Below are 12,329 nucleotides of genomic sequence, written 5' to 3'. Positions count from 1 at the left end.
GAGACAGAAATAATATAATTAATTTGCAGGTGATAAGGCTATTTAAATAAATAATACTCGCGGATATGATCTGTCAGTGATTTCTATTTTAGTAGGATTAGGAGGTTTTGCAGGAAATAGCAGCTTTTTATAAACCCGCGCACCTGGCTTAAGGCAAAGTACGCGGGTTGGCTGTTAAACTAAGAACAGGGTAGCTAACCCTAAGAAGATAAAGAAACCACCAGTATCAGTGATTGCGGTGATCATCACGCTAGAGCCGATAGCAGGATCTTTACCCATCTTAATCATAATTAATGGGATCAGAACACCCATGATGGCAGCCATCAAGAGGTTGAGCACCATCGCAAGGGTCATCACGGCGCCCATGGCAAGATCCCCATAGAGAAGGTAGGTGACGACGCCCATAATACCGCCCCAAACCACCCCGTTAATAAAAGCGACTCCGAGCTCTCTGACCATCAGGAAGGAGAAGCTACCGTTCTGAATTTGGTGTAATGCGATGGCGCGGACAATCATCGTAATAGTCTGGTTACCGGTATTACCACCAATACCCGCCACGATTGGCATTAATGTTGCGAGGGCAACTAACTGTGAAATGGTATCTTCGAACACCCCGATAACGCGGGAAGCAACAAATGCGGTACATAGGTTAATGGCAAGCCATGTCCAACGGGTTTTAACCGCTTGACCAACAGGGGCGAATACGTCCTCTTCAGGGCTTAACCCCCCCATACGGCGGATGCTGTTGTCGTTTTCTTCGCTGATATTATCAACGATGTCCTCAACGGTTAGACGCCCCATCAGCAAGCCATTGCTGTCCACAACGGCGGCAGAAATTAAGTCGTAACGTTCGAACGCGCTTGCCGCATCTTCCCCTTTTTCATCGGGTAAGAAAGTGACGGTATCGGTTTTCATCACGTCCGCAACAATACGCTCTGGCGCTTGGATCAAAATGGTGGTTAGGGGTAATTCACCTTGCAGATAATTATCTTTATCGACAACGAAAATTTTATCCGTTGCTTCAGGAATTTTTCCCCGTTGGCGTAGATAGCGTTGTACTGTTTTTAGGGTGACATTTGAACGCACGGTGACGAATTCGAAATCCATCATCTGCCCAACGCTGTCTTTGGCGTATTGGAGAACTTCACGAATACGGCTGCGTAAGCTTGGGTCTAAGTAGGTGAGGAGACGGCGCATGGTATCGCGGGGCAAGTGCTCGGCGATATACGCTTGTTCGTCCACATGTAAGCCAGCAACCGCTCGCAGCAGTTCTCGATCTGACATATCTTTAATCAGGCTGTCCCAAACAGAGACGGAGGCCTCAACCAATACTTCACCGCGTTCGTTGTTGTCGACTAAGCGCCAAAGTGCGAGACGCTCGTCGTACGGTAGCATTTCAAGGATATCGGCGATATCCGCGGTGTGGAGGTCAACAAGCAGTTCTTTAACTGTGCTAATTTTTTCACTAAATGCTTTATCATCCATACTGACGTGTTGGTCTTTCTCGACAAGAGCGTGAACAAACTCTTCGTCTTCCATGAATAACGTCAGTATTTGCTGGCGGATGTACGCCAGTCTTTGTGAATGCGGATTGATTATTGGTGCCGCATCAGTTGAAAAAGCAGTTTGTGACATGTTAATCCTTAAACCATTCGGCGCCGAAGCGCTTTAAATTAATTCGCCTGCGAGGTGACGAAACTTCTACCCAGTATTGTCGCTGATCCCAAAAAAATATCAAATCTGTTCATATTTCGAATAAGAAGAACAAAACAACACTGACCGCAACTCATTATTTTTTATTTCTATTTTCTAAATCATATTCATTTTTGAGTCATATAAGCCTATGGCTCATTTTCTGCGCAAATGGTGAGTTTCCAGCCTGGAACCTCTTCCCAGTAGGCACTTTCTTTTTCAAGGTCAAGCAGCATTAACGCATTGTGGGCGAGATACTGCGCAGGTAAGAAAAGTGTCCAATGACCATCGTCAGTTTCAATGCGCATAGTTGAAGGCGTCGTTGTCGATTGGCGCTGATTATTCAATAAGATAGATAAGCGCAAAATCTGTATCAACGGCATAAATTGCTTGCGTTTAAATAAGTTAAATTTAGGTATTTCATCGTATTTAATGGCACGACGATGATTACGAACCAATGTCGCTAATAGCAATTGTTGCTCTTGGCTAAATCCTGGTAAGTTGGTGTTTTGTAAGATATAAGCGGAGTGGCGATGCATGCCACTATGGTTAATACTTAATCCCACTTCGTGCAGCATAACCGCCCAAATTAAAATGGATTCTAATTGCGGGTTGGCCTGTTTAGGGTTCTGCTGGCGCCACTGATAATACAGCTCTTCCATGGTTTTCAAAACCCGTTTAGCTTGTTCTCGATCGATATTATAGTGTTCGGCAAGGCTTAATGCGGTGCGTTGACGAATATCTTGGTGGCGAAAGCGACCTTCCATTTCATAGAGAACGCCTTCACGTAAGGCACCGTCGGAGAGTCGCAATTCTTTGATTTCGAGGGAATCAAACACTGCAATTAAGATAGCTAAGCCCGGTACAAAAACTTGTTTACGATCAGAAGAAAGTCCCGGAATTTCTAGTGATTTAAATGTTTTATACTTCAATGCTATTTGTTTGATTTTTTCGAGGCGCTCACGGGTAATAATGCCATCACGCTCGCCCATCTCTACAATCACCGCATGTGCCGCTTTAATGGTGCCGGATGCTCCCATTGCGACGTCCCAAACTTGCTTCTTAAACAGGGTAGCGGTGCTTTCCAATTTTAAGCAGGCGGCTAAATAAGCGCGATTAAAATTATCTGGGGAAATCGTTTCATTAGGGAAATAGTGACGCGCGAAGCTAACGCAGCCCATACGGCGGCTTTCAATTAAAATCGGCTCAAATTTTTCACCGATCACCAGCTCCGTAGATCCACCGCCAATATCGATAACCAGTTTGCGTCCTTTTTCCGGCTGCGTGTGCTCAACGCCCATAAAAATCAAACGCGCTTCCTCTTGTCCTGAAATAATCTCAATCGGGTAGGGGATAATGGCTTTGGCTCGGCGTAGAAATTCTTCAACGTTGGTGGCGACTCGTAATGAATGGGTACCGACGATACAGACGTTATCAGGCGTGAAACCTTGTAGACGCTCAGCAAATAGCGATAAACACGCTAAGCCGCGCTCCATGGCTTCTTCACTGAGTTCGTTGGTATCGCTCAGCCCATCAGCAAGATGAACACGTTTTTTTAAACGGGTTAGAACTTGTAGTGCTCCATTGACAATACGCGCAATAACCATATGAAAACTGTTTGAACCCAAGTCAATCGCTGCAATTTCTTGCGGTCTTGGGGTAGATGAACTGGCAATTGGCATAGTATCAAGCTCTTGTTTCAGGCATTTCGAGTGCTTTTAAAAATTCATAAACAGCTAATTGAGCGCGAATTTTGCGCTTATTGCCGCGGGGAACATAATGATTACTGAGTTCTTTGTCAACAAAGCGGGCTTTGACGGTATCACTGAACTGTAATTCGAGGATATCTAAAACCAACTGTTTAAGTCGTGGATCCAGCAAACGAACGGCGACCTCGATACGGTAGTCGATGTTGCGGGTCATCCAATCGGCGGAGGAGATAAACACTTTTTCATCACCGGCGTTGGTAAAGACATAAACGCGGTCATGCTCTAAGAATCGGTCCACCACACTGGTGACCTGGATATTCTCGCTATAACCTTGTTGCCCTGAGACAAGTGAACACATACCACGCACTAACAAGCGAATTTTAACGCCCGCATTGGAAGCATCGTAAAGTTTATCGGTCAGTTCTTTATCGACTAAATTATTAATTTTCAGCGTGATGCCGCTAGGTAACCCAGCTTCAGCATTCGCAATTTCTTGGTCAATTAATTCAGTGATTTTGGTGCGTGTATTTTGTGGAGACACCATCAAATTATCGAAAGTCACAGGGCGATACGGATTTTCAATAAAGCTAAATACTCGACGCACTTCGTTGGTGATTTGCTCATTACAGGTGAGTAATGAGTAATCGGTGTAGAGACGAGCGGTTTTTTCGTTAAAGTTACCCGTACCGATATGGGCATAGCGAACAATTTGTCCTTCTTCCATTCGGGAGATAATAAACAATTTGGCGTGAATTTTAAGCCCCGGCGCGGAGAAGATAACGTGGACACCCGCTTCAGTCAGGCGTTTTGCCCAGTGAATATTGGCGGCTTCATCAAAACGCGCTTGCAGCTCCACTACCACGGTCACTTTTTTACCGTTGTGGGCGGCGTGGATCACCGAGTCGATGATGCGTGAGTCTTTTGCCACACGGTAAATATTGATTTTGATGGATAACACATTCGGGTCAAACGACGCTTGGCGCAGCAATTCTAATGTGTGCTCGAAGGTGTAATACGGGTAGTAGAGCAGCACATCGCGTTCGCGAATGGCATCAAATCCGTTACGGAAATTGTCAAACCAACGGTGACGTAAGCGCGGTAGCGGTTTGTTGAGTAAGTTTTTATTTCCTTCATTTGGGAAGTTAATAAAATCTTTAAAATTATGGTAACGTCCCCCCGCAATCACCGAGTCATCACTTGATAACCCCAGTTTTTCTCGTAGCAGCGCGACCATTTCATCGGGCATATCACGTTGATAAACAAAGCGAACAGGCTCAGCTGTTAAGCGCTGTTTTAACGTGGATGACATAATTTCCAGCAGGCTAGATTCCATCTCCGTGGCGATATCATATTCCGCATCCCGGGTCATTTTCATGGAATAGGCGTTGAGCTTATCGTAGTCAAAGAAGCCTTTGAAAATTTCATCGAGGGTGTAGCGAAGGATATTATCAATCAAAATCATTGATTTGCGGCGCTTTGGCATCTCTGGCGGGAGATTAACAAAACGCGGAACTTTATCCGATGGGATTTCTAATAAAGCATATTGCACTTCAGCACCATTAATAATTTCAACGGCGAGGTAGGTGTAATCGTCTTTCAGAAATTCCACTAAGTTAGTATCACGATTGATTAAAATTGGCGTGATATGTTGGCGTAGATTTTGACGAAAGTATTGGCGCAACCAAATTTGCTGACGAGGTGAAATTTGACGCTCATTAATTAAGAATATTTGGTTACGTGCCATTTCAAGGAGCAGGTCGTTGTAGAGAACGTCGAACTCTTGCTCTTGTTTGGCCACTTTAGACTGAATTCGTTTGAGTAGATGACGGGCACCGCTGGCGGAACCGCGCTCTTCATTGATTAAGATACGGCGCTTAACATCCGCAAAACGGACTTTATAGAATTCATCTAAGTTATTGGAGTAAATGCCCAAAAAACGCATTCGTTCTATAAGAGGGTTCCGCTTATCCGCGGCTTCTTGGAGAACTCGTTCGTTAAAAGAGAGCCAGCTGAGCTCTTTTTCATGATAGAGGCGTTCTTGGGACATTGTTGCTCCGTATTCGACTGGTTAATGCTGATAAAAACCGATTATTACCTTTGACTTCTATTGCGTTATTTACGTGTTTTCAGACTGCTGTTTCATTGCAAAATATTGGTGCTGGAACACACACATACGGATTGCGGTGTGGTAGCGACCATTAACAAAAAATTCATCAATCAGCTCGCCTTCTGTGTGGAAGCCGAGTTTATTATAAATATGGATAGCTTTGACATTTTCTTTATCGACTATCAGATAAAGTTTGTACAAATTGAGCACTGAAAAGGCGTAGTCCATGGCCAGTTTTGCAGCGCGGCTTGCATACCCTTTGCCTTGATAGCGGGGTGCAATGATAATCTGGAATTCAGAACGACGGTGAACATAATCAATTTCAACCAGCTCGACTAAACCGACTTTTTCACTGTCAGATTCGACAATAAAGCGGCGTTCGGATTGGTCATGAATATGCTTATCGTAAAGATCACTGAGCTCAACGAATGCCTCATAAGGCTCTTCGAACCAATAACGCATAATATTGGCGTTATTATCCAGCTGGTGGATGAAAGCTAAGTCTTCACGCTCAAGTGGGCGCAACTTAAACAGATGAGCTTGCCCGGTCGTCATAAAACACCTCGATTGTTGTTAATTATAAAACTATTTATGGCGAAAGTATCAACTAGAAAATTAATTACTTAGCGCTGTAATAAGGATACCACTTATTTGCAATAAAATAATGACAGAAAGCAGGGGGAGGGTGAGTTTGTCGAAGATTAGTTGGTTTAAGGGGGAGTGATTAGCATGTAGTTAGCGGTACACTGAGATGATTGTGATATTAATCTAGTCAGTGTGGTCGCTTTGTACCATGAGTGGGCGTTGATGAATCGCTCTCAGAGGATAGGCTTTGGTGTTATTTATAAAAATATAGCCATTTCGAATTAGGTGTAGAATACGATAGTATGATGAATATCAAATTGAGAGTTTATTCATGTCCATAGGTATATAAATGATAGATGATATCCGTTACCTGATTGTTTTTGCAAAAATTGTGGAGTCAGGCTCAATTTCAGGAGGGGCAGACGCTTTAGGGCTCACTACTGCAACGGCAAGTACTCATTTATCTAAACTTGAGAAAAACCTTGGAAGTGCATTGTTATATCGAAATACCCGAAAACTCTCTCTAACTCATGATGGTGCCAAATTACTTGAGACAGCAAATTCCATGCTTGAGTTGTATGAAAAGGGATTTATTGAGTTTAAGCAACGTGCCATTTCAACAACAAATAAGTTGAATATTTCTATTCCCGCTGTTTTTCTAAATAGTGATTTTACTCATCATCTTGCCGATTTTATAAAAGAATATTCAGATGCTTGCCTGAATATTTCTTATAGTGATACACGCAAAGACATCATTGCGGACAGTATTGATGTTGCATTTCGGATTGGGGAACTTCCGGACAGTTCACTCAAATCTCGACATCTTTTTGTATTGCCTAGACAAGTTGTAGCATCTAAGCGATTTCTCAGAAATTACAAGCCAGTAAACCATCCTAAGGACTTAGAAAAAATGCCTTGGATTGGTTTAACTATGCGGCAGAGTATTCGAGAATTTAAGCACAAAAATGGGGAGGTAGCTTTAATTAAGTACACACCAACTGTTAATGTCGATAATGTTGAGGCTGCCTACGCCCTTGCAAAACAGCAAGTGGGTCTAACCGCACCTCCCCTCTATCTCTGCAGAGGAGACATTAAACGTGAAGAGATGCAAGAGGTACTCCCTGAGTGGTCATTAGAGCCGCTTAAAGTTTATGCAATTTGGCCTCCCAATATATCGACTAGCAGTATTGCTTACACATTGATTAATAAGCTTTATAATGCGTTTGAGTCTCATCAATTGGATTGATTGAATTGTTGAATGATTAGCGTATTAATGGAAACTGACAATTTGAGTTATTGGGAATAAAGCAGATAGCATGCTGTAATAATTAATGTTCCCCCCATCAAAAAATTAAAAATGCGAATTCTCTGGGTGCTATTCAGTAATATTGAAACTTTGTCCCCAAGAATAGCCCATGCAGTCAACGAGAAATAACACACAAGAAAGTAGATCATGATAAAGGTTATTAGTGTAGTTTGCGTTGATGATTCAGAGAACAAGGCAATCCCTGAAGCGCAAGCTATCCAAGCTTTTGGATTGAGCCATTGAAGCAAAAAACCGTGGGTAAAACTTGGGATATCAACTTTATTCAAAGTTAACTCAGGCTGAGATGAGGCAATTTTATAACCGATATATATTATAAACGCTGATCCAGTAATATTGAGGTATTTGAGGAACAGTGGATGCTTATCGATGACTGTGTAGAAACCAAATCCGATAAATATAAGTAATAACGTAAATCCGATTGTGGCGCCTGAAACAAATGGGAGAGTTCTTCTAACGCCATGGCTTGCCGCTGAAGAGACAATGACCATATTGACAGGACCTGGTGAAATTGACATCGTTAAGGAAAACATAAACATAGTAAAGATTAGAATCATTTTCTCTCCGCGTTCTTATTAACGCACAATAAAAAATATACCGAATTTTTATTACCCGGTTGAGTTTCTGTAGTCTTTATAGGTTATAGAAATAAAAACGCTAAATTAAGTCGGTTTTCTTTAAAGGTGTATTTGATTTTTCCACATTATCGTTTCATGTATCGATCAGACAATACCATCGTATTTTCAGGGGGTTGAAAAGCAAGGTCTTGTCATTCGCTTTACGTGCTCACTTTATGCGCAGAACCAAGCCATAATTACGTTTGCTCCTACGAGATGTTTTGATGATTTCAAAATAAACACATATGGTATGCCATATGTGTTTGGCGTGCTAAACGGAGTAAACAATGCTACAACCTGTTCAGCTTTTTAAAATCTTATCGGATGAAACTCGTCTCACCATTGTTATGCTTCTCCGGGAATCGGGTGAACTGTGCGTATGCGATATATGTGTGGTTACTACTGAATCACAGCCTAAAATTTCTCGCCATATGGCTATCCTGCGTGAGGCTGGGCTGGTACTAGATCGTCGAGAAGGTAAATGGATTCACTATCGTCTCTCACCTCATATTCCCGCATGGGCGAGTGAAACAATAACGACGGCATGGCACTGCTTGCGCGATGATATACGTGAACGCTTGAAAAAATCCGCATGTACGTCTTGCTGATAAGTTTAATTATATGCGCATAAACATATATAAAGGAGTCTGGAAATGTTTCTTGCTGGAAGCATCTTTATACTGACGTTGGTTCTAGTCATCTGGCAACCAAGAGGACTCAGTATTGGCTGGAGTGCAAGTATTGGAGCCGTGCTTGCTTTGGGAACGGGGGTGATCCAATTTGATGATATTCCCGTCGTCTGGCATATCGTCTGGAATGCTACAGCAGCATTCATTGCGATCATCATCATCAGCTTGCTGCTAGATGAATCTGGTTTCTTTGAATGGGCTGCATTGCATGTTTCCCGCTGGGGAAACGGGCGCGGTCGTCTGCTGTTTACCTGGATTGTTCTGCTTGGCGCCGCGGTTGCTGCACTGTTTGCAAACGATGGTGCTGCATTGATATTAACACCGATTGTGATTGCAATGTTACTCGCTCTGGGGTTCAGTCAGGGAACAACACTGGCATTTGTCATGGCGGCAGGATTCATCGCTGATACCGCTAGCTTACCTCTGATTGTCTCTAACCTAGTCAATATTGTTTCAGCAGATTTCTTCGGTCTGGGCTTTACGCAGTATGCTTCCGTGATGGTTCCTGTGAATTTGGCGGCTATTGCTGCCACGCTGGTTATGCTGCATCTCTTCTTTCGTCGTGATATCCCTGCCAGATATGACGTTTCCTTGCTGAGAATTCCTAGTAGTGCGATTAAGGATCCTGCAACGTTTAGGGCTGGCTGGGTTGTTTTGCTGTTCCTGCTAGTTGGTTTTTTTGTTCTGGAGCCACTGGGGATCCCTGTCAGCGCGATAGCAGCTATTGGCGCAGTGGTATTGCTAGTGGTAGCCAAGAGGGGAGATGCCATTAATACTGGGAAAGTGCTTCGTGGTGCGCCTTGGCAGATCGTGATTTTTTCTCTGGGTATGTATTTGGTTGTCTATGGTCTACGTAATGCTGGACTCACTGACTATCTTTCTTCCGTACTCAATATACTGGCGGATAAAGGCTTATGGGCTGCGACATTCGGTACTGGCTTCCTGACCGCCTTCTTATCGTCGATGATGAATAATATGCCGACGGTGCTGATTGGAGCGCTGTCGATAGACGGGAGTGCTGCAACTGGTGTCATCAAGGAGGCAATGATTTACGCCAATGTGATTGGTTGCGACTTAGGCCCCAAAATTACCCCGATAGGCAGTCTTGCTACACTGTTATGGCTTCATGTACTGGCTCAGAAAAATATGACAATCACGTGGGGGTATTATTTCCGTACCGGCATTATCATGACCCTACCAGTGTTATTTTTTACTCTGGTCGCGCTAGCGTGGCGGCTATCTATCACTTTGTAATGAGATATTGATATGAGCAACATTACTATTTATCACAATCCAGCCTGCGGCACTTCACGTAATACACTAGAGATGATACGTAACAGCGGTAATGAACCAACGATTATTTACTATCTTGATGCGCCGCCAACCCGCGATGAACTTATTAAACTAATTTCAGATATGGGAATTTCTGTGCGTGCATTGCTGCGTAAAAACGTTGAACCTTATGAGAAATTGGGTCTTGATGAAGACAAATTCTCTGATGAGCAGTTGATTGATTTTATGCTTCAGCATCCTATTCTGATTAATCGACCAATTGTAATTACGTCGCTTGGTACACGTCTTTGTCGTCCCTCAGAAGTTGTGCTGGATATTCTACCTGAAGCTCAGAAAGGTTCTTTTACTAAAGAGGATGGTGAAAGGGTTATAGATGAAACAGGGAAACGAGTGAAATAATTTTTCGAATTAATATTATCGGGTGTCTGTTTATTTCACACTGACGCCCGCTTTCCGATCAAAACTACTTCTCGGGTTGCCTGACAAAACATTTCTTACAAAGGGCAAATGGCTGAGATTGTATTACTCGCTCAGACCTGCCAACCAAATCTGAGCGAATACATTTAAACTTACCTAACTGCGCATTAATTTGCTTGATAACCTGTCGCTGATAGCGGCTGGCCATCAAGCAGGGCTTTACCGTCTTGCATCACGAGGCGACCAGAAACAAACCATGCAATAACTTGAGGGTAAATCAGGTGCTCTTGCAGTTTAACGCGTTCAACCAAATCGTCTTCGGTGTCTTGCGGTAAAACAGGCACATGTCCTTGCAAAATAATCGGACCACCATCGAGTTCTTCAGTGACAAAATGCACGGAAGTGCCGTGTTCTTTATCGCCGTTCTCAAGTGCACGTCGATGAGTATGTAACCCCGGATATTTAGGCAGTAAAGAAGGGTGGATATTCAGCATTTTCCCTGTGAAATATTTCACAAACTCAGGGGTTAAAATACGCATAAACCCAGCCAAGACCACTAAATCCGGTTGATACTGCTCGATAGCGTCTAATAGTGCAACATCGTAGGCTTGGCGGTCGGTGAACGCTTTTGAGCTAACACAAAGGGCTGGAATACCAGCCTCTTGTGCGCGAACCAAGCCGTAAGCATCACTTTTATTACTGATCACCGCGACGATTTGCCCATCGATTTCATGGCGTTGGCAGGCATCAATCATTGATTGCAAATTACTGCCGCTGCCGGAAATCAAAATAACGATGTTTTTCATTAGCGGATAACAACCTGCTCTTCACCCGCAGGTAATTCGCCAATTGTCCCGATCTGCCAAGCATTTTCGCCTAATGCGGTCAGCAGTTTTAATGCGGACTCAACTTCGGTTTGTGGCAGAGCAATGATGATACCGACGCCGCAGTTAAATGTACGATACATTTCGTGAGTGGTGACATCACCCGCTTTTTGCAGCCATTCGAATACTGCAGGCCATTCCCAGCTGTTGCCATCAATAATGGCTTGGGTGTTGTCAGGTAAAACGCGAGGAATATTTTCCCAGAAGCCGCCGCCAGTAATGTGTGCAATGGCATGAATGTCGTTTTTCGCGATCAATTCCAAGACATTTTTAACATAGATACGGGTTGGTTCTAACAGGTGGTCAGCAAGAGGTTTGCCCGCCAATTGCGTGGTTTCTGGATTGGTTTTGCTGACTTCCAGAATTTTACGCACTAATGAGTAACCGTTAGAGTGAGGACCGCTTGAGGCTAACGCGATCAGTGCGTCGCCCGCACTGACTTTTGTGCCATCAATAATTTCAGAGCGCTCAACGACACCCACACAGAAGCCTGCAACATCATAATCTTCGCCGTGGTACATGCCCGGCATTTCAGCGGTTTCACCACCGACTAATGCACAGCCAGACTGCTTACAGCCTTCTGCGATACCCGTGATAACGCTTGCAGCGGTATCCACATCCAGCTTACCGGTTGCATAATAGTCTAAGAAAAACAGAGGCTCAGCACCTTGGACAATCAGATCGTTAACGCACATAGCGACTAAATCGATACCGATGGATTCATGACGTTTTAAGTCCATCGCGAGGCGTAGTTTAGTTCCCACACCGTCAGTGCCTGAGACTAAAACAGGCTCACGGTATTTTTGTGGTAGGGCACACAGTGCGCCGAACCCTCCCAATCCTCCCATCACTTCTGGACGGCGAGTCTCTTTCACCACACCTTTGATACGTTCAACCAATGCGTTACCTGCATCAATATCAACACCGGCATCTTTATAGCTGAGAGAGGTTTTATCAGTCACTACGGCCCCCAAGGCAATTGCATTTTGGAAAAGATAACTTCATTTGCCGA

General features: G+C 43.8%; 10 protein-coding genes and 1 pseudogene. 4 read left to right on the top strand and 7 right to left on the bottom strand.

Annotated elements, in window-relative coordinates:
• Positions 1-174: 174 nt before the first annotated feature.
• The 4 genes and pseudogenes from mgtE to speG form a co-directional block, all read right to left on the bottom strand.
• Positions 175-1,455, bottom strand: a pseudogene (mgtE, locus tag JK188_RS05070) (magnesium transporter); the annotation flags it as partial.
• 386 nt (positions 1,456-1,841) lie between these two features.
• The gene (gene ppx, locus JK188_RS05065) at positions 1,842-3,374 is read right to left on the bottom strand and encodes an exopolyphosphatase (protein ID WP_211885813.1); all 1,533 of its coding nucleotides are present in this window, start codon (positions 3,372-3,374) and stop codon (positions 1,842-1,844) included.
• A gap of 4 nt (positions 3,375-3,378) precedes the next feature.
• Entirely contained in the window at positions 3,379-5,448 is a 2,070-nt protein-coding gene (gene ppk1 / locus JK188_RS05060) for a polyphosphate kinase 1 (RefSeq protein ID WP_154603637.1), read from the bottom strand.
• 69 nt (positions 5,449-5,517) lie between these two features.
• Positions 5,518-6,063: a spermidine N1-acetyltransferase gene (gene speG / locus JK188_RS05055; RefSeq protein ID WP_211885811.1), complete on the bottom strand. Its 546-nt coding sequence runs from the start codon at positions 6,061-6,063 to the stop codon at positions 5,518-5,520.
• 379 nt (positions 6,064-6,442) lie between these two features.
• Between speG and JK188_RS05050 the strand changes: the two genes are divergently transcribed.
• Positions 6,443-7,339 carry a LysR family transcriptional regulator gene (locus JK188_RS05050; protein ID WP_211885805.1) on the top strand — a complete coding sequence of 299 codons (897 nt, stop codon included), beginning with the start codon at positions 6,443-6,445 and terminating at the stop codon, positions 7,337-7,339.
• A 47-nt stretch (positions 7,340-7,386) separates the two neighbouring features.
• Here JK188_RS05050 and JK188_RS05045 read toward each other — a convergent pair whose 3' ends face one another.
• Positions 7,387-7,974: a LysE family translocator gene (locus JK188_RS05045; RefSeq protein ID WP_211885803.1), complete on the bottom strand. Its 588-nt coding sequence runs from the start codon at positions 7,972-7,974 to the stop codon at positions 7,387-7,389.
• A gap of 347 nt (positions 7,975-8,321) precedes the next feature.
• On the opposite strand from JK188_RS05045, the gene JK188_RS05040 reads away from it, so the two are divergent.
• From JK188_RS05040 to arsC, 3 genes are read left to right on the top strand one after another with little or no spacing between them, the layout of a single operon-like run.
• On the top strand, positions 8,322-8,642 hold the full coding sequence (locus tag JK188_RS05040) for a metalloregulator ArsR/SmtB family transcription factor (RefSeq protein ID WP_211885801.1): 321 nt from the start codon (positions 8,322-8,324) through the stop codon (positions 8,640-8,642).
• 45 nt (positions 8,643-8,687) lie between these two features.
• The gene (locus tag JK188_RS05035) at positions 8,688-9,977 is read left to right on the top strand and encodes an arsenic transporter (protein WP_108478033.1); all 1,290 of its coding nucleotides are present in this window, start codon (positions 8,688-8,690) and stop codon (positions 9,975-9,977) included.
• A gap of 12 nt (positions 9,978-9,989) precedes the next feature.
• Positions 9,990-10,415, top strand: a complete 426-nt coding sequence (gene arsC / locus JK188_RS05030; RefSeq protein WP_036953217.1) for a glutaredoxin-dependent arsenate reductase — start codon at positions 9,990-9,992, stop codon at positions 10,413-10,415.
• A gap of 185 nt (positions 10,416-10,600) precedes the next feature.
• On the opposite strand, the gene purN is transcribed toward arsC, so the two are convergent.
• Positions 10,601-11,239 (bottom strand): phosphoribosylglycinamide formyltransferase, encoded by a 639-nt coding sequence (gene purN / locus JK188_RS05025; RefSeq protein ID WP_211885800.1) that lies wholly within the window; start codon positions 11,237-11,239, stop codon positions 10,601-10,603.
• Positions 11,239-12,279 (bottom strand): phosphoribosylformylglycinamidine cyclo-ligase, encoded by a 1,041-nt coding sequence (gene purM / locus JK188_RS05020; RefSeq protein WP_211885799.1) that lies wholly within the window; start codon positions 12,277-12,279, stop codon positions 11,239-11,241. The genes purN and purM overlap by 1 nt, the downstream gene beginning before the upstream one ends.
• Positions 12,280-12,329 lie beyond the last annotated feature (50 nt).

The sequence above is a fragment of the Providencia sp. JGM181 genome (assembly GCF_018257375.1).
In the GTDB taxonomy this organism is placed as follows: Bacteria; Pseudomonadota; Gammaproteobacteria; order Enterobacterales; family Enterobacteriaceae; genus Providencia; species Providencia lanzhouensis.
The sequence above is the reverse complement of the archived record's forward strand: the minus strand, read 5'-3'. Positions and strand labels throughout refer to the sequence as shown.

What these genes read in the sequence shown, in the direction of transcription:
- ppk1 (WP_154603637.1), bottom strand. Translation starts at nt 5,448, where the DNA reads ATGTCCCAAGAACGCCTCTATCATGAAAAAGAGCTCAGCTGGCTCTCT.
- arsC (WP_036953217.1), top strand. Translation starts at nt 9,990, where the DNA reads ATGAGCAACATTACTATTTATCACAATCCAGCCTGCGGCACTTCACGT.
- JK188_RS05050 (WP_211885805.1), top strand. Translation starts at nt 6,443, where the DNA reads ATGATAGATGATATCCGTTACCTGATTGTTTTTGCAAAAATTGTGGAG.
- purN (WP_211885800.1), bottom strand. Translation starts at nt 11,239, where the DNA reads ATGAAAAACATCGTTATTTTGATTTCCGGCAGCGGCAGTAATTTGCAA.
- JK188_RS05040 (WP_211885801.1), top strand. Translation starts at nt 8,322, where the DNA reads ATGCTACAACCTGTTCAGCTTTTTAAAATCTTATCGGATGAAACTCGT.
- speG (WP_211885811.1), bottom strand. Translation starts at nt 6,063, where the DNA reads ATGACGACCGGGCAAGCTCATCTGTTTAAGTTGCGCCCACTTGAGCGT.
- ppx (WP_211885813.1), bottom strand. Translation starts at nt 3,374, where the DNA reads ATGCCAATTGCCAGTTCATCTACCCCAAGACCGCAAGAAATTGCAGCG.
- JK188_RS05035 (WP_108478033.1), top strand. Translation starts at nt 8,688, where the DNA reads ATGTTTCTTGCTGGAAGCATCTTTATACTGACGTTGGTTCTAGTCATC.
- JK188_RS05045 (WP_211885803.1), bottom strand. Translation starts at nt 7,974, where the DNA reads ATGATTCTAATCTTTACTATGTTTATGTTTTCCTTAACGATGTCAATT.